13 protein-coding genes are annotated in these 18120 nt (G+C 72.8%); 11 read left to right on the top strand and 2 right to left on the bottom strand.

The window, feature by feature from the left end; all coding sequences use genetic code 11:
- The first annotated feature begins 179 nt into the window (after nucleotides 1-179).
- The 10 genes from ACIRRH_RS10700 (at nucleotide 180) to ACIRRH_RS10655 (ending at nucleotide 14645) form a co-directional block, all read left to right on the top strand.
- Nucleotides 180-1337: an ROK family protein gene (locus ACIRRH_RS10700; protein ID WP_403064777.1), complete on the top strand. Its 1158-nt coding sequence runs from the start codon at nucleotides 180-182 to the stop codon at nucleotides 1335-1337.
- A gap of 213 nt (nucleotides 1338-1550) precedes the next feature.
- Nucleotides 1551-2825 (top strand): ABC transporter substrate-binding protein, encoded by a 1275-nt coding sequence (locus ACIRRH_RS10695; RefSeq protein WP_403064774.1) that lies wholly within the window; start codon nucleotides 1551-1553, stop codon nucleotides 2823-2825.
- A 2-nt stretch (nucleotides 2826-2827) separates the two neighbouring features.
- Entirely contained in the window at nucleotides 2828-3796 is a 969-nt protein-coding gene (locus ACIRRH_RS10690; protein ID WP_403064772.1) for a carbohydrate ABC transporter permease, read from the top strand.
- 5 nt (nucleotides 3797-3801) lie between these two features.
- The gene (locus ACIRRH_RS10685) at nucleotides 3802-4638 is read left to right on the top strand and encodes a carbohydrate ABC transporter permease (RefSeq protein WP_403064769.1); all 837 of its coding nucleotides are present in this window, start codon (nucleotides 3802-3804) and stop codon (nucleotides 4636-4638) included.
- A 114-nt stretch (nucleotides 4639-4752) separates the two neighbouring features.
- Nucleotides 4753-6669, top strand: a complete 1917-nt coding sequence (locus ACIRRH_RS10680; protein ID WP_403065508.1) for a glycoside hydrolase family 5 protein — start codon at nucleotides 4753-4755, stop codon at nucleotides 6667-6669.
- A 39-nt stretch (nucleotides 6670-6708) separates the two neighbouring features.
- Nucleotides 6709-8460: a beta-galactosidase family protein gene (locus tag ACIRRH_RS10675; protein WP_403064766.1), complete on the top strand. Its 1752-nt coding sequence runs from the start codon at nucleotides 6709-6711 to the stop codon at nucleotides 8458-8460.
- 341 nt (nucleotides 8461-8801) lie between these two features.
- Nucleotides 8802-11180 carry a phosphoketolase gene (locus ACIRRH_RS10670; RefSeq protein ID WP_403064763.1) on the top strand — a complete coding sequence of 793 codons (2379 nt, stop codon included), beginning with the start codon at nucleotides 8802-8804 and terminating at the stop codon, nucleotides 11178-11180.
- A 44-nt stretch (nucleotides 11181-11224) separates the two neighbouring features.
- Nucleotides 11225-12022, top strand: coding sequence for a universal stress protein (locus ACIRRH_RS10665; protein ID WP_403064760.1), 798 nt, complete (start codon nucleotides 11225-11227; stop codon nucleotides 12020-12022).
- Between the two features lie 129 nt (nucleotides 12023-12151).
- A complete protein-coding gene (locus ACIRRH_RS10660; protein WP_403064757.1) occupies nucleotides 12152-13012 on the top strand; it encodes a universal stress protein in 861 nt (286 codons plus the stop codon).
- A 424-nt stretch (nucleotides 13013-13436) separates the two neighbouring features.
- On the top strand, nucleotides 13437-14645 hold the full coding sequence (locus tag ACIRRH_RS10655; protein WP_403064754.1) for a PP2C family protein-serine/threonine phosphatase: 1209 nt from the start codon (nucleotides 13437-13439) through the stop codon (nucleotides 14643-14645).
- 51 nt (nucleotides 14646-14696) lie between these two features.
- Here ACIRRH_RS10655 and ACIRRH_RS10650 read toward each other — a convergent pair whose 3' ends face one another.
- Both ACIRRH_RS10650 and ACIRRH_RS10645 read right to left on the bottom strand, forming a co-directional pair.
- Entirely contained in the window at nucleotides 14697-16541 is a 1845-nt protein-coding gene (locus ACIRRH_RS10650) for an ABC transporter ATP-binding protein (protein WP_403064751.1), read from the bottom strand.
- Between the two features lie 177 nt (nucleotides 16542-16718).
- On the bottom strand, nucleotides 16719-16967 hold the full coding sequence (locus ACIRRH_RS10645) for a hypothetical protein (RefSeq protein ID WP_403064748.1): 249 nt from the start codon (nucleotides 16965-16967) through the stop codon (nucleotides 16719-16721).
- Between the two features lie 407 nt (nucleotides 16968-17374).
- On the opposite strand from ACIRRH_RS10645, the gene ACIRRH_RS10640 reads away from it, so the two are divergent.
- A partial coding sequence (locus tag ACIRRH_RS10640; RefSeq protein ID WP_403064745.1) for a DUF6230 family protein occupies nucleotides 17375-18120 on the top strand: 746 nt, incomplete at its 3' end.

The following is an 18120-nucleotide window of genomic DNA, read 5'->3' as shown; positions in this document are numbered from 1 at the left end:
AGCGGGTGCGCGCCGCCGACCCCGGCGGACGCGCCGGGGCGGGAGCCGGCCCCGGGCGTGCAGGGCGGTGCCCGGTACCCGGCGGTGCGTCGGGGACGGAAGCGGGCCCGAGCGTAGGGCCGCCCGGTGACCGAAATCAATACTGGACGAAGTTATTTATTTGGCGCTAGGTTGCCGCCGTGTTCCCGAATCCATCACGTCCGCTGGTTTCCGCGCCGGCCGAAACGGCCGTCCTCGCCCTGCTGTTGGCCGAAGGGCCGCTCAGCCGGGTCGAGCTGGCCCGGCGTACCGGCCTGTCCTCGACCGCGGTCACCAAGGCCGCCAAGCCGCTGGTCGAGGACGGCTACCTGTACGAACTGCCCCCGGAGCGCACCGCACCGGGCGCCGGCCGCCCGGTCAACCCGCTCGCGGTCAGCCCCGACCGGGAGTTCTTCGTCGGCGTCAAGATCAGCGCGGACACCCTGTACGGCGCCGTCTGCGACCTGCGCGCCCAGGTCCGGACCACCCTGAGCCGCCCGCTCGGCGACCGCGGCCCCGAGGCCGTGTGCGCGCTGCTCACCGAGCTGGTCGCCGAACTGCTCGACGCCGACCCGGCCTACCGCCCGCGCACCCGGCACCTCGGGATCGCGGTCTCCGGGGACGTGGACCGCGCCGCCGGCCGGGTCCGGTACTCCGTACTCCCCGGTTGGCGCGACGTGCCGCTGGCCGAACTGGCGGCCGCGTCGACCGGCCTGACGGTCACGGTGGAGAACGACGTCAAAGCCCTCACCGCTGCCGAACACTGGTTCGGCGAGGGCATCGGCACCGAGTACTTCGCGCTGGTCACCATCGGCGCGGGCATCGGTTCCGGACTCGTCGTCAACGGCCAACTGATCGCCGGCGCACACGGGGTGGCCGGTGAACTGGGGCACATCAGCGTTGACCCGACCGGGCCGCGCTGCCACTGCGGATCCGTCGGCTGCGTCGAGGCGATCGCCTCCACCGACGCGGTCCTGGGCGCCGTCCGCCGCGACAGCACCCGACCCGACCTGGACTTCGACGCCGCCGTGGAGGCAGCCCGCACCGGCGATCCCGTCGCGCGGGACGCCTTCGCCCGGGCCGGGCGGGCGATCGGCGTCGGCATCGCCACACTGGTCAGCCTGATCGGCCCCGAACGGGTCGTGGTCACCGGTGAAGGCCTCGACACCTACGACCTCTTCGACACGCACATCAGGGACTCCTACGCCGCGCGCTGCTTCGGCGCGGCCGCCCAGTGCCCACTGATCCTCCGTCCGCTCCCCTGGGAGGAATGGGCTCGCGGCGCCGCCGTCGTGGGCATCCAGGCCCTCCTGCCCTGACGCTCCGCCGGCCACCGTCCCCACCGAGCCCCACCGCCAGGACCGGGCCGGCCGCCCGCCGGACGACCCATCGCACAGCCGCACCACGAGAGCCGCACCACCACAGCCCGATGACGGACCACCAGCCCAGCTCCGTTCCCAGCAGCCGGCACCGAACGCGCGCACCGGCCGGGCCGGAACCATCCACCCTCCCCCCACCCAGGAGGATGCGCCATGAGTGCAGCCACACCGCAGCTCAGCCGACGGGGATTCCTCGGCGGCTCCCTGCTCTTCGTCGCCGGCGCCGCCGTCGCCTGCACCACCGACCCGACGGGCGGCGGCGCCTCCGGCGCGGCCACCACCCTGAACGTCTGGTACCACGCCTACGGCGAGAGCGGCACCCAGCAGGCCGCCACCCGCTACGCCGCCGCGTTCACCAAGGCCAACCCCGACATCGCGGTGAAGATCACCTGGGTCCCCGGCGACTATGCCAGCAAGCTGAACGCGACCCTGCTGACCGACGCCGCCCCCGACGCCTTCGAGATAGGCGACTTCGCCGCCAGCTACGCCGTCCGCGGCCAGATCGCCGCCCTCGACGACCTCTACGGGGACACCCGGGCGGACTTCAACCAGGGCAACCTGGACCAGGAGACGGTCGGCGGCAAGGTCTACGGCGTCAAGATGCTCGACGACGTGATGATGCTCTACTACCGCAAGAGCGCGCTGGCCAAGGCCGGCCTCACCCCGCCCGACAGCTTCGACGCCCTGGCCGGCGCCGCCAAGGCGCTGAGCACCGGCGACAACAAGGGCCTGTTCCTCGGCAACGACGGGGTCGGCGACAGCCCGCTCCTCGCCATCCTCTCCAACGGCGGCGAACTGGTGACCGGCGACGGCAAGGCGGCGTTCGACTCCCCGCAGGCCGTCGAGGCGGTGACCGGCCTCAAACGCCTGCACGACGACAAGTCCCTGCTGCTCGGCTTCACCACCGACTGGTGGGACCCCTCCGCCCTGGTCCAGGGCGTTGTCCCGATGCAGTGGTGCGGCCTGTGGGCGATGCCGGCCGTCCAGGCCGCACTCGGGGACGACTTCGGGGTGCTGCCCTGGCCCGCGTTCAAGCCCGGCGGCAGCCCGGTGCTGCGCGTCGGCGGCTGGACCGCCTGCGTCAACGCCAAGGGCAAGCACGTGGAGGCCGCCAAGAAGTACGTCCAGTGGCTTTGGATCCAGCAGACCGACCTGCAGAAGGACTTCGCGCAGGCGTACGGCTTGCACATCCCGGCGCGCAAGTCGGTCGCCGCGAGCACCGACAAGCTCTCCCAGGGCGCCGCCCAGCAGACCGTCGAGCTGGCCGCCGCCCACGGCCGCCGCAACCCCGGCACCTGGAACACCGCGGTCTCCGCCGCGTTCACCTCCGCCGCCACCAAGGCCCTCAACGGGCAGGGCGAGGTGGCCGCCCTGCTCAGGGACGCAGCCGGGCAGGCCCAGAGCGAGATCGACAAGCAGCGCGGCTGACCATGACCTCCGCACCGGACACCACGCTGCGCCCCGGTCGCGCCCGACGCCGTGCGGCGGCCCGCCGGAGCCGTCCGACCGCGGCCACCTGGGGCGCGTTCGCGCTGCTCACCGCACCCGTGCTGATCGGGCTGGGCGTGTTCAAGTACGTCGCGATCGGCTGGAGCTTCCTGCTCAGCCTCAGCGACGCCCGCGGCACCATCGGACTCGGCCACTGGGTCGGGCTGGCCAACTACCGCACCCTGCTGGGCGATCAGGCGTTCCGTGACTCGCTCACCCAGATCCTGCTGTTCACCCTGTTCATCGTCCCCACCACCTTCGCCGCCTCCCTCGGGCTCGCGCTGCTGGTGCACCGGATCCGCCGCGGCCGGGCCCTGGTGCGCACCGCCTTCCTCATCCCCGCCGCCGTCTCCTACGTCGCCGGTGCGCTGCTGTGGAAGATGTGCCTGTTCAACTCCCTGCCCGCGGGCATCGCCAACACCGTCGGCGGCTGGTTCGGCATGGAGCCCGTGCCCTGGCTGCAGACCACCTCGCCACCGCTGTACTGGGTGGTCCTGGTCACGCTGCGGCTCTGGCTCCAGGTCGGCTTCTACATGGTGCTCTTCCTGGCCGGCCTGCAGGCCATCCCGCGGGACGTCCACGAGGCCGCCGCGCTGGACGGCGCGACCGGGCTGCGGCTGCTGCGCCGGATCACCCTGCCGATGCTGCGCAACACCTCGGTGGCCGTGCTGATGCTGCAGTTCATCGCCGCGTTCCAGGCCTTCGACGAGTTCTACAACCTGTTCAACAGCGGGCAGTCGGGCCTCGGATCGATGCCCGTCCGCACCCCGCTGATCCACCTCTACACCACCGCGATGGGCGACCAGAACTACGGGATCGGCTCGGCCGGGGCGTTCCTGCTGACCGCGCTGATCGTCGGCGTGACACTCGTGCAGGGCCGGGTCACCGGCTTCGGCAAGGCCGAGGGGTGAGCGCCTTGGACACCGTCCTGCGACGCGTACGGCCGGTCCTGCGGGCCGTGCTCGTGGGCCTGCTCACCGTGCTGTTCCTGCTCCCGTTCTACCTGATGCTGCGCAACTCGCTGATGGACAGCCGGAGCCTGACCTCCCCGCACTGGACCTGGTGGCCGGCGCAGGCGCACTGGGAGAACTTCGGCGCGCTGTTCAGCGACCCGACCGTCCACATGGCCCAGGCGCTGGGCAACTCGCTGCTGATCGCGGGAATCACCGCGCCGGTGTCGACGCTGCTGGCCTCCGCCGCCGGCTACGCGCTCGCGCGGATCCCGGTGCCCGGACGCCGGATCCTGCTCGGCCTGGTGGTCGCCACCCTGATGATCCCCGGCTCGGCGACCTTCGTGCCGACCTTCGTGGTGGTCGGCTCGATGGGCGGGGTGAACACCCTGTGGGGGCTGATCGCGCCGGGGCTGTTCAACCCGTTCGCGGTGCTGCTGTTCCGCAACTTCTACCTGCAGTTCCCCACCGAGATCGAGGAGGCCGGCCGGCTGGACGGCCTCGGCTGGCTCGGCCTCTACCGCCGGATCGCGCTGCCGAGCTCCGGGGCGATGCTCGCCTCGCTCGGCGCGCTCGCCTTCATCGACAGCTGGAACGCCTTCCTGTGGCCACTGGTCATCGGACAGGACCCGTCCTCCTGGACGGCCCAGATCGCGCTGTCGACGTTCCTCACCTCGCAGACCATCAACCTGCCCGGGCTCTTCGCCGGGGCCGTGGTGACCATCGCCCCTCTGGTCGCGATGTTCCTGGTGGCCCAGCGCCACATCGTCGAAGGCATCGCCACCACCGGTCTCAAGGGCTGACCCGTGACCCGCCCGCTCCTGCCCACCCGAAGGAGAACACGCGTGAGAGCCGACCGAACCGGCCCCGGCCGGGCAACCGCCCGCCGCGCCCTGCCCCTCGTGCTGCCCCTGGTGATGGCCGCGGCGAGCCTGCTGGCCGGCAGCGGCCCCGCCGCCGCCTCGCCCACCGCCTCGCCCGCCGTCACCTCGCCCGCCGCCACCGCGGCGCCCACCCCGCTGACGGGCCCCCAGCTCGCGGCGTCCTGGACCGGACCGCTCAGCACCCGCGGCCGCTACATCGTCGACGCCGGCGGCAACCGGTTCAAGCTGAAGGCCGGCAACTGGGCCGGCGCGCAGGGCACCTGGCAGGGCAGCGGTTCCACCACCGACCCGGCGAACAACCAGGCCGGCCAGGTGTCGTACAACATCCCGCTCGGCCTGGACCGGGTCCCGCTCGGCGAGATCCTCACCGGCTTCCACAGCCTGGGCCTCAACGCCGTCCGGCTGCCGTTCGCCAACGCGGTGATCCACGACACCACCCCCGTACCGGACGCGGCCGTCGCGGCCAACCCCCAGCTCAAGGGCCTGACCCCGCTCCAGGTGTACGACGCCGCCGTCGCCGCGCTGACCGCCGACGGCTTCGCGGTGATCCTCAACAACCACACCACCAGCTACCGGTTCTGCTGCGGCCTGGACGGCAACGAGCGCTGGAACAGCGGCCAGAGCACCCAGCAGTGGGAAGCCGACTGGCTGTTCCTGGTCAACCGCTACAAGGACGACAAACGGGTGGTCGGCGCCGACCTGCGCAACGAGGTCCGCCGGGACGTCTGGGACAATCCCAACTGGGGCTGGGGCGACAGCCACGACGAGTACGCCGCCTTCGAGGAGGCCGGCAACCGCATCCTCCAGGCCGACCCGGACATGCTGGTCGTCATGGAGGGCATCAACTGGCAGGGCATCCCGACCGACATCACCCCCCACGGCCGCCCGATGCTCACCCCCGTCGCCAACCTCTCCAACACCCTGATCAGGTCCGACAAACTGGTCTACGCCGCGCACTTCTACGCATACACCGGCCCCGCCAACACCGGCGCCACCAGCGGCCCCGGCGTCACCCACGACCCGCGCTACCAGGACCTCACCCCCGAGCAGCTCGCCCGGGTCGTCGACCAGGAAGCCCTGTTCGTCACCAAGTCCGGCCAGCACTTCACCGCACCCGTGTGGATCAGCGAGTTCGGCGCCGCCGGCCGCGACGAGACCGACAGCAAGGAAAAGGCCTGGTGGACCGCCTTCACCGACATCCTGGTGAAGAACGACACCGACTTCGCCGTCTGGCCCCTGGTCGGCTGGGCCGACGCCACCGGCAAGCCCCAGGACAGCTGGGCCCTGCTCTCCTACACCGCGACCGGCACCCGGCTCGGCCTGCAGGACCCCGGCGACTGGCGCGCCGCCGACTGGAACAAGCTCGTCAACGCGCCCGGCCTCACCGGACCCGTCGCACCCACCCCGCGCTGGAACATGCTCGACCTCGACTTCGGCGACCAGATCACCTCCGCCCGGATGCTCACCCAGCCCGACTGGAGCGTCGGCAGCCGCAAGGGCGTCTGCCCCGACACCCAGCGCCTGATCGGCCTCGGCCGCAGCGACGGCCGCGGCCTGTGCACCGACAGCGCCCAGCCCCCCGCCAAGGCCGGCGCCTACGTCACCGTCACCGGCTGGACCAACACCGCACAGGGCGACTGGGCGCCGGGCTACGACAAACTCCAGTGCCCCGACCAGTACTACGCGATCGGCTACAGCGAGCGGACGAACTCGATGACCGCCCTGCTGTGCGCCCCCTCCGCCGCCACCCTGCCCACCACCGGCCGCGTCGCGTGGTTCGACCACGGCGACAACCGCCCCGCCGGCGCCGGCTCCACCGCGAGCGACTGGGCGCCCGGCTACTACAAGGGCCAGTGCGCCGACAACGAGTACATCGCCGGCGTCGCCGACACCTGGCGCTACAACGAGCACGGCGTGCCCGACGCCCTGCTCTGCCGACCGCTCGCCTGACGCACCGCCACCCCGCCGTCACCTGAGGAGAGCCAGGCCATGCCCCTGGAGATCGCCGCAGACGGATTCCGTCTCGACAACCGACCGTTCCGCATCATCTCGGGCGGACTGCACTACTTCCGCATCCACCCCGAGCAGTGGGCCGACCGGCTCCGCAAGGCACGCCTGATGGGACTGAACACGGTCGAGACCTACGTCCCCTGGAACCTGCACGCACCCCGGCGCGGCGAGTTCCGCCTGGACGCGGGTCTCGACCTGCCCCGCTTCCTCGACCTCTGCGCCGCCGAGAACCTCCACGTCCTGCTCCGCCCGGGCCCCTACATCTGCGCCGAATGGGACGGCGGCGGCCTGCCCGCCTGGCTGCTCGCCGAGGACGGCATCGCCCTGCGCAGCCGCGACCCGCGCTTCCTCGCCGCCGTCGACGAGTACCTCGGCGCGCTGCTCACCGCCGTCGAACCACACCTGGCCGGCAAGGGCGGCCCGGTCATCGCCATGCAGCTGGAGAACGAGTACGGCGCCTACGGCGACGACACCGCCTACCTCGCCGAACTCGCCGCACTGCTGCGCCGACACGGCGCCGACACCCCGCTGTTCACCAGCGACCAACCCGCCGACCTGGCACGCGGCGGCCTGGACGGCGTCCTGCGCACCGCGAACTTCGGCAGCCGCGCCGAGGCCGGCCTCGCCGAACTGCGCACCCACCAGCCCGAAGGCCCCCTGATGTGCGCCGAGTTCTGGATCGGCTGGTTCGACCGCTGGGGCTCCGCCCACGTGACCCGCAGCGCGCAGGAGGCCGCCGACGAGCTGGACCGGCTGCTCGCCACCGGAGCCTCGGTGAACCTGTACATGTTCCACGGCGGCACCAACTTCGGTTTCACCAACGGCGCCAACGACAAGGGCGCCTACCGGCCCACCGCCACCTCCTACGACTACGACGCCCCCCTCGACGAGGCCGGCGACCCGGGCCCCAAGTACGCGGCCTTCCGCGAGGTGATCGCCAGGTACGCACCGGTCCCCGCCGCCCCGCCGCCCCGACCGCAGCCCAAACTCGCCGCCGGCAGTGTCCACCTCACCCACACCGCGAGCCTGCTGGAGCAGGCCGACGCCCTCGGCCCGGCCGTCGCCGCCGACCGGCCGCTGACCATGGAGCAGCTCGGCCAGTCCTTCGGCTTCGTCCTCTACCGGACCGAACTCCCCTCCCCGGGGCCGTGCGTGCTGCACGTGGAGCAGGTCCGTGACCGCGCCCAGTTCTTCGTCGACGGGCAGCCGGTCGGCGTCCTGGAACGGGAGAACCGGGAACACGCCCTCGCCTTCACCGTCCCCCGGGCCGCAGCGCGGCTGGAGGTCCTGGTGGAGAACCAGGGCCGGGTCAACTACGGGCCCGGAATCCACGACCGCAAGGGCCTGCTCGGCGAGATCAGCGCCAACGGGAAGGCCCTGCACGGCTGGTACAGCCGACCCCTGCCCCTGGAGGGGCCGGACCTGGACGCCCTGGAGTTCACCCCCGCAGCGCCGCCCCCCGTCGGGCCGGCCCTCCACCGCGGATGGGTCGAGATCGACCGTCCCGCCGACACCTTCCTCGCACTCGGCGGCTTCACCAAGGGGCACGCCTGGATCAACGGCTTCGCGCTCGGCCGCTACTGGTCCCGGGGCCCGCAACGCACCCTCTACGTGCCGGCGCCGGTGCTGCGACCCGGCCGCAACGAGGTCACCGTGCTGGAACTGCACGCCGCGGCAGGCCGGACCGTGGAACTGACGGACCGCGCCGACCTCGGACCGACCGAGCAGTAGATCCCGCCCGGTGCCCCCACGCCGAACGACCCCCCACCGAACCGGCAAGGAGCCAACGGTGCCGGGCTCCGGCGGTGTGGTCGGGCCAGTCTCACGCCGGGGGCCGACGGGACTCCAGGGACCAATGTCCCGGCCGAGGGAGGCATCGGGCCCGCCCCCGCTTTCGGCCGGGGCGGGCCGGTGTGCCGGGCCGTTCGGGTGAAGGCCGTGGGCAGCGGGACCATCGACCCCTCGCGGCTCGCCGGTGTGGCCTGTTCGGCCCTGCGGGGGCCTCGGCCGAGGGGGGAGGATTGGGTACGCCCACCGTCGGCGGTTCCGACAGACCTGAGGAGAGCCCAGCCATGTCCGTCACCCCCAGTCCGGCTCCCGGTGGACCCTCCGAGGAGGAGGTCCGCGCGCTCGACGCCCACTGGAGGGCCGCCAACTACCTGTCGGCGGGCCAGATCTACCTGATGGCCAACCCGCTGCTGCGCGAGCCGCTGCGCCCGGAGCACATCAAGCCCCGCCTGCTGGGCCACTGGGGCACCTCGCCCGGCCTGAACCTGGTCCACACCCACCTCGACCGGGTGGTCAGGGCCCGCGACCTGGACGCGGTCTGCGTCTGGGGGCCGGGGCACGGCGGGCCCGCCGTGCTGGCGAACTCCTGGCTCGACGGCAGCTACACCGAGACCTACCCGAGCGTCACCCGGGACGCGGACGGCATGGCCCGGTTGTTCCGGCAGTTCTCCTTCCCCGGCGGCGTGCCCAGCCACGTCGCCCCCGAGACACCGGGTTCCATCCACGAGGGCGGTGAACTCGGCTACGCGCTGTCGCACGCCTACGGCGCCGCCTTCGACAACCCCGGCCTGCTGGTCACCTGCGTCATCGGCGACGGCGAGGCCGAGACCGGACCGCTCGCGGCCTCCTGGCACGGCAACAAGTTCCTCGACCCGGTGCACGACGGCGCCGTCCTGCCGATCCTGCACCTCAACGGCTACAAGATCGCCAACCCGACCGTGCTGGCCCGGCTGCCCGAGGCGGAACTCGACGCGCTCCTGCGCGGATACGGCCACCTCCCGCTGTACGTCACCGGCGAGGACCCGCTCACCGTCCACCGGGCCATGGCCGAGGCCATGGACACCGCACTGGACCGGATCGCCGCCCTCCAGCACGAGGCCCGTGCCGAGGGCGCTACCCAGCGCCCGCAGTGGCCGCTGATCGTACTGCGCACCCCCAAGGGCTGGACCGGCCCCGCGGAGGTCGACGGAGTGCCGGTGGAAGGCACCTGGCGGGCTCACCAGGTGCCGCTGGACCAGGTGCGGGACAACCCCGCCCACCTCGCCCAGCTGGAGGCGTGGCTGCGCTCCTACCGGCCCGAGGAACTCTTCGACGAGCAGGGCCGGCCCAGCGCCGAGGTGCTGGCCTGCGTCCCCGAGGGCGACCGCCGCCTCGGGACGAACCCGCACGCCAACGGCGGTCTACTGCTGCGCGACCTGCCGATGCCGCCGCTGGAGCGCTTCGCCGTGCCCGTCGACAAGCCCGGCGCCACTCTGCACGAACCCACCCGGGTCCTCGGCGACCTGCTCGAACAACTGATGGCGGACACCGCCGAGCGCCGAGACTTCCGCCTGGTCGGCCCGGACGAGACCGCTTCCAACCGGCTCCAGGCCGTCTACGCGGCCACCGGCAAGGCCTGGCAGGCGCAGACCCTGCCCGTCGACGAACACCTCGCCCCCGACGGCCGGGTGATGGAGATCCTCTCCGAACACACCTGCCAGGGCTGGCTGGAGGGCTACCTCCTCACCGGCCGCCACGGGCTGTTCTCCTGCTACGAGGCCTTCGTCCACATCGTCGACTCCATGGTCAACCAGCACATCAAGTGGCTGCGCACCACCCGGGCCCTGCCCTGGCGCGCCCCCATCGCCTCGCTCAACTACCTGCTCACCTCCCACGTCTGGCGCCAGGACCACAACGGCTTCTCGCACCAGGACCCCGGCTTCGTCGACCACGTCCTCAACAAGAGCCCCGAAGCCGTCCGGGTCTACTTCCCGCCGGACGCCAACACCCTGCTCGCCATCGCCGACCACGTCCTGCGCAGCCGCGACTACGTCAACGTCGTGGTCGCCGGCAAGCAGCCCTGCTTCGACTGGCTCACCCTCGACCAGGCCCGCACCCACTGTGCCCGGGGCGCCGGGATCTGGGAGTGGGCCGGCACCGAGGACGGCAGCCGAGAGCCCGACGTCGTGCTCGCCTGCGCCGGGGACGTCCCCACCCAGGAGGTCCTCGCGGCCGCCCAGCTGCTCCGCCGCCACCTGCCCGACCTGGCCGTCCGAGTGGTCAGCGTGGTCGACCTGGCCCGGCTGATGCCCGCCGAGGAGCACCCGCACGGCATGCCCGACGCGGAGTTCGACGCCCTGTTCAGCCGCGACCGGCCGGTGATCTTCGCCTACCACGGCTACCCGTGGCTGATCCACCGCCTCGCCTACCGGCGCGCCGTCCACCCCCACCTGCACGTGCGCGGGTACAAGGAGTCGGGCACCACCACGACGCCCTTCGACATGGTGGTCCGCAACGACCTCGACCGCTACCGGCTCGTCATGGACGTCATCGACCGGGTGCCCGGCCTCGCCGTCCGGGCCGCCGCCCTGCGCCAGGAGATGGCCGACCGGCGCACCCGCCACCACGACTGGATCCGCGAGCACGGCACCGACCTGCCCGAGATCACCGACTGGACCTGGTAGGGCTGACGTGCAACCAGGGGGCCGACCGTCAGGAGACCAGCACCGTGGACCTACCCGTCGCCGTCGGAGTCGACGGCTCCGACCCCAGCCTGGCCGCCGCCGACTGGGCCGCCCGCGAGGCGCTGCTGCTCGGCCGCGCGCTGCGCGTCCTGCACGCCCTGCCGCTGACGCCCCAGCTGCTCCCCGGCCGGCCCGCCGGGCGCCGGCCGGACCCTGATGCCCTGTTGCACGAGGTCTGCCACGTCCTGGCGGTGCGGTACCCCCGGTTGGAGATCCGCTCCGACGAGGTCCACGACCTCGCCCCCACGGCGCTGCTGGCCGCGGGGGAGGACGCCGAACTGCTCGTCGTCGCCGCCCGCGGTGCCGGCGGCTTCCCGGACCTGCGGGTCGGGTCCACCGCCCTGCACCTGGCCGCCCGGGCCGGCTGCCCGACCGTGGTGCTGCCGGTGGACCCGCCGGGCCCGGATCCGCGCGAGCAGATCGTGCTCGGGCTGGACGCCCGCCGACCCGCCGAGGCGGCCCTGGAGTTCGCCTTCGCCGCCGCACACCGCCACGGACTGCCGCTGCGGGTCGTGCACGCCTCGGCCACCGGCGCGTCGGACGACGAGGACGGACTCCTCGCCCGTGTCCTCGCACCGTGGCAGGCCGCCCATCCCGAGGTCGAGGCCGTCCCGGAGAGCACAGGCGTGGGAGCGGGCCCGGCGCTGGTGGAGGCGTCGGCCAAGGCCCGACTGCTGGTGCTGGGCAGGCGGCCCGTGCTCCTGGTCGGCGCGCTCGGCCCGGTCGGCCACGCCGTCCTGCACCACGCGCTCTGCCCGGTCGCCGTCGTCCCGGAGGCGTGACCGGGACCTTCGGGCCGTCCTTGGGGCTGCTCGGCCCCTGGGACCGGCCTGCGGCGACCGCAATCATGGATCGCACACCGGGTCGCCGGCATCCATGCCGCGACCGTCGAACCAGGGAGGGCCGTCATCGTGCCGTACGCCGTAGTGGTCGGAGTCGACGGATCGGAGCCGAGCACGGCCGCTGCCGAGTGGGCCGCCCAGGAGGCGTACCGCAGCGGCAGGCCGCTGCGGCTGCTCCACGCCGGGGACGCGAGCTCGCCCGCGCCCGGGGAGGCCGACCGCGGTGACGAGCCGCTGCCGCCGTCGGTGCTCGCCACCCGGGACCACATCGCGAGCGTGCTGCCCGGGCTGGAGCTGACCTGCGAGCACGTGCCCGGGAACCCGGCCGACGCGCTGGTCGCCGCCGGGGGCCGGAACGACCTGCTGGTGCTCGGCTCGCGAGGCCTGGGAGGCTTCGCCGGGCTGCTGGTCGGCTCCGTCTCGCTGCGCGTGGTGGGCCACGCGAACTGCCCCGTCGTGGTGGTCCGTGCCGGGGCCGAGGGGCAGGACGGCGGCGCCGAAGACGTGGTGCTCGGGCTGGACAGCGACCAGGCCTGCCCGGACGTCATCGCCTTCGCCTTCGAACAGGCCGCGGCACGGGGTGCGACGCTACGCGTGCTGGAGAGCCAGAAGGTGCCCGCGGGGCCGTACTCGGCCGAGGGCGTGGTCTACCAGCCGGAGGTCCGCGAGGCGTTGGAAGCCGGGGAGCTGATGCGGCTCCAGGAGGCCCTGGCTCCCTGGCGGGAGAAGCACCCGGAGGTCCGGGTGCAGGCCGAGCTCACCGCCTGGTCGGCCGGGCGGGCGCTGGTCGAGGCCTCCAGGAGCGCCTGCCTGACGGTGGTGGGGCGCCGCCGGCCCAGGCTCCACCCGGCCGCGCCCTGGCTGGGCTCCGTCGCCCACGCCGTCCTCCACCACGCGCACAGCCCGGTCGCGGTCGTGCCGCACGACTGAGACCGGCCCCGTGCACGGCCGTGGGGGGGGGGGGGGCCCCCCCGCCCCCCCCCCCCCCGCGGGGGGGGGCCGGGGCCCCCCGGGGCGGGGGGCCCCCGCGCCGGGCGGCGGCCCCGGGGGTTGGGTTGAGGCCCCCCCCCCCCCCGCCGGCGGGCGGGGGGGGGCCCCCCCCCCCCCCCCGCCCCCCCCCGGGGGGGGGGGCCGCCCCCCCCCGCCCCCCCCCCCCCCGCCCGTCGGCGTGTCCGCAGGGGACCGCGCGGGCGCGGGCGAACCGGAGGACGTTCGGCCGGCCGTGTGATCGGTTCGCGCACCGGCGGCCGATGTCGTCTCGGCCGGGTGCCGCCACGGCCGCGCCCGGCGCGATCACGCCTGATGTGAGAGAGGCCGTGATCGGTGTGAGACTGGGCAGGGAGGGGTGATCCCCGTGTCGGACCCACCGCACGCGTCCGCCGGTCCCGACACCGTCGTCGACGAGAATCGGCTGGAAGAGCTGATCATCGAGGCGCAGACGGCCCTGCCGGTCGAACTGCCCGCCCTGGCGAACCGGTGCGCCGCGGCTCTCGGCCTGGACACCGTGCTGATCTACCTCGTCGACCTGCAACAACGGCTGCTCGTCCCGCTCGACGAGGCCTCGGAGCCGCTGCCGGTGGACCGTTCGCGGGCCGGCTGGGCGTACCGCAGGGTCTCCCCGCAGGTGGCAGCCGACGACGGCGGCGTGATCGTCTGGCTGCCGCTGGTCGACGGTGCGGAGCGGCTGGGTGTGCTGGCGGTGCGGACGGCCGCGCTCGACGGGGTGCGGATGCGCCGCAGCCGGATGCTGGCCCATCTGTTCGCCATGGTGATCACCTCCAAGCGCACCTACAGCGACTGGCTCGCCTCCCTCGCCCGCACCGCGACCATGGGGTTGCCCGCCGAGATGCTGCGGGCCTTCCTGCCGCCCCAGACCATCGGCAGCAGCAGGTGCGTCTCGACCGCGGTCCTGGAACCGGCGTACGACGTCGCCGGCGACGCCTTCGACCACTCGGTGGTCAAGAACGTGCTGCACACCATGATCCTCGACTCCATGGGGCACGATCTGACCGCCGGCCTGACCACGTCGGTCGCCATGGCGGCGGCGCGCAACGCGCGCCGCGCCGGCGGTGCCCCGGCCGACGTCGTCGGCTCCGTCGACCAGGCGCTCGTCCACTGGCTGCCCGACCACTTCTGCACCGGCGTGCTGTGCCGGCTCGACGCGGAGACCGGGGTGCTGCACTGGGTCAACTGCGGTCACCCGCCGCCGCTGCTGATCCGCGCCAAGCGGGTGCTCCACGGAGCGCTGGACAGTCCCCCGCAGCCCCCGATCGGTCTGGCCGGCCACCTCGCCCCGGAAGCCCGGCAGGTCCACGAGACGACACTGGAGCCGGGCGACCGCGTCCTGCTCTACACCGACGGCGTCGTGGAGGCACGCGACACGGACGGTGCGGAGTTCGGCCTCGACCAGTTCACCGACTTCATCATCCGCTCCTCGGCCGCGGGCCAGCGCCCGGCCGAGGTGCTGCGGCTGCTCATCCACGCCATCCTCGACCACCAGCGCAATCGCCTGCGGGACGACGCGACCATCCTGCTCTTCGAATGGCGCCCGCAGTGCCCGTGACGGGCTGTCGCACCGGCGCGTGGCGCGGCCGTCGATGCAGCGGGCAGAGGCTCAGGGGACGATCTTCACCGACTCGGCCCATGGGTGGTGGAGCCGGTGGAGGCCGGCGTAGGCGGGGCTGCGGGCGAGGAGTTCCTCATGGGTGCCGTGGCCGGCGAGCCGGCCTTGTTCGAGCAGGACGATCTGGTCGGCGTCGCGGACCGTGAGCAGGTTGTGCGAGATGATGATCGTCGTGCGGCCGGCCATCAGCACACGCAGCGGGCCCATGATCCGCCGGGCCGACTCGGCGTCCAGGCCGGTGGTGGGTTCGTCCAGGACGAGGACGGGTGCGTCCCGGATCATCGCGCGGGCGATGGCCAGACGCTGACGCTGGCCGCCGGAGAGAAGTCGTCCGCGCTGGCCGACCACGGTGTCGTAGCCGTCGGGCAGCAGGCTGACGAACCCGTGGGCGTCCGCCGCCCTGGCGGCCGCCAGGATCTCGGCCTCGGTCGCCTCCGGGCGCCCGTACGCGATGTTCTCCCGGACGGTGCCGTGGAAGACCAGGGTCTCCTGCAGGACCACGGCGACGTTCTCGCGCAGCTCGGTGAGCGACAGCTCGCGCAGATCGACACCGTCGAGCCGGACGGCGCCGGCGGTCGGGTCGTAGAAGCGGAGCAGCAGCTTGGCGACGGTGGACTTCCCCGCGCCGCTGGCGCCGACCAGGGCCAGCGTCTTCCCCGGCGCCACCGTGAAGGACACCCCGGACAGCGCGGGCGTCGCCGCCTCCGGGTAGCTGAAGGTCACGTCGTCGAACTCGATGCCACCGTGGGCCCGGCCGATCGCCCTCGGGCTCGCGGGGGCGGCGACCTGCGGGCGCTGGTCGAGTAGTTCGATGATCCGCTCGGCGGCGGCGGAAGCGCTGTAGAAGGTGTTGCCGAGCCCGGACATGCCCCGGATCGGGCCGTAGAGCTGGCTCAGCAGTGCGAGGAAGACCATCAGGCCGCCGAGGGTGAGCCGGCCACGGACCAGCTCCCAGGTCCCGAGGCCCATCACCGCCAGGCCGCCGAGCAGCTCGATGAACTCGACCGTAGGTCCGTAGAGCGCTCCGATCCGGGTCGAGGCCATCGCGGCGTGGTACCGGCCGACGCTCTCGCGCTGAAACCTGGCGTGCTCCCAGCCCTGGCGGTTGTACGCCTGGACGAGTGCGATGTTGCCGAGCGACTCCTCGGTGACCGCGCTGATCGAACCGCCGCGCCGGCGGCGTTCGCGTGAGGCCGCCCGGATCAGCTTGGCGAAGCGGCGGGCGGTGAAGAAGAACAGCGGCGCGGCGACCAGTGCGGTCAGCGTCAGGTCCCAGCGCAGCGCCAGCAGGAGACCGACGAAGATGCCCAGCCGCGCCACCTGGCCGAGCGCGGTGACGATCCCGGAGAGCAGGAAGGTCTCGACCGCGTCGACGTCGCCGGTCACCCGGGACAGCACGTCGCCGAGCTGCCGCCGCTCGAAGAAGCCCAGTGACAGGCCCTGGACGTGCCGGAAGACGTCCGATCGCAGGATGAGCAGGAAGCGCTCGCTGACCCAGGTGGAGGTCACCCTGCGGGCGAAGGTCAGCGCTCCGGAGAGCAGGGCCAGCCCGGCGTAGGCGAGGGCGACCGGCAGGAACAGGCTCAGCCTGTGCGGGATGAGCATGTCGTCGATCACGATCTTGAACAGCAGGATCTCCGCTGCCTCGACCGCCGGGCCCACCACGACCAGGACCAGCAGCACCACCAGCCAGTGGCGGCCGCCCTTGGTGTAGGGCCAGAAGCGCCGGAAGACCTCCCGGAGCGGGACCGGCGGTGCGGCGGCGACCAGGGCGTCGGAACTCTCGACGACGAGCAGCCCTCGCAGAGCCTTTCGCAGAGTCCGCTTTCGCGTCATCTCACGGTCTTCCCGCTTGCTGCCCGGCACCGGTCACCCCGCTGAACCCCGCCCCGAGCCCGGAACCCGCCGGGTGGCGCGGGCCGGACGGACCGGTCGGGGCGACAGGCAGGCCGGGCACGAAGCATGCCCGGCCTGCTGTCGCAACGGATTGCAAGTGTCCGGCTACTGCGGATGTCAGTAACCCCAGTCGCCGCCGCCGCCGTAACCGCCGCCGTAGCCGCCGCCGCCGTAGCCGCCGCCGCCGTAGCCGCCGCCGCCGTGGTCGCCGAAGTCGTCGTAGCCGCCGCCATAGCCGCCGCCGTAGCCGCCGCCGTGGTCGCCGAAGTCGTCGTAGCCGCCGCCGCCGTAGCCGCCGCCGTAGCCGCCGCCGCCACCGTGGTCGTCAAACCTGCCGAGGGTGCGGAAGTTCTCAAGGAGTCCCATGATCAAACCTTCCTACGATTCCCCCTCAAACCATCGTCAATCCGAGCCCCTGGGATCGGCAAGCATAATCCGGGAAAAATTGAAGATTTAAAAAAGCATGAGAATATCGCAACTGGCGGTCAGCTCGGCGATTTTTTTGGCAAAAAAATGTCAAATCTTTTGGTTGGACTCAAACAAGAGGCCGCGTGTGGCGAGCTCCTGTGCCGTGGCCGATGGGCCGCGGAGTGATGTGCGGCGACATGGTCGTCAATGTGGTCGCGAATGGTTTGCGGAGCCATTTCCTGCATCGCATGATCGGCCGTGTTCGGTCTTCTTCGATCTCGGGCAGTCGGTGCGGTGTCCCGTGCGCCCACTCCCGGTCGGTCGCACGGCACCCGGGGCCATGGTCCACGTCGGGGAGGGGCGGCATGTCGCAACGCTTCGGCAGGACCCGCTGGAAGCGCTTCGCCGTCATCCTGCTGCCGTGCCTCGCGGCCACCGCGGCCCTCGTGGCCGGGGTGGCCCAGAACGCGCTCGCCGCGTCGTTCCTCATCTCCGGGGAGGAGTTCAAGCTCTCCGCCGACGAGCTCCGCGGTGAAGGCTTCAGCCTGTACGGCACGGTGGACCTCACCCGCGAGCACGACCCGGTGCCGGTCATGGTGACGGGGTTCGAGTCCGCCACGATCCAGGGGCTCTGCCAGTCCGCCGTCTTCCCGATCCCGGTGCTCGGCACCTTCACGCTGCGGCTCACCGGTGGCAAGCGAGCGGCCACCGCGAAGGGGTTCTTCATCGACGCGAAGCACTTGGCGGCCGCCCGGTCGAGCGCCCAGCACCTCGACATCGGGGTCGCCGCCGGAGCGGTCACCAAAGGCGAAATCAGCCGGGGCGATCGGGACTCGCGCTTCTTCAACCCCGACAGCCCGGCACAGCAGGCACGTTCGATCAACCTGACCGGCGTAGGGGTGACCGCGGTCGCGGTGGCGGCGAGCAGCTTCGTGAGATCCGTGGTCGGCGCGGCGTTGACGGTCACGCGCGCGACAGCGGTGGCCCGGTGGAGCCGGCGACCTCGGAGTGACCGCGAGAGGGCCCGTGCCACGCGGATTGCGCGGGCACGGGCCCCCGCGGGGGCTGACCGGGGGGCCGGTGCGGCCCCCCGGGGGGGGGGGGGGGGGGT

This window comes from Kitasatospora sp. NPDC101235 (assembly GCF_044767505.1).
In the GTDB taxonomy this organism is placed as follows: Bacteria; Actinomycetota; Actinomycetes; order Streptomycetales; family Streptomycetaceae; genus Kitasatospora.
Note: the sequence above shows the minus strand (reverse complement) of the source record. Positions and strands in the feature narration are given on the sequence as shown.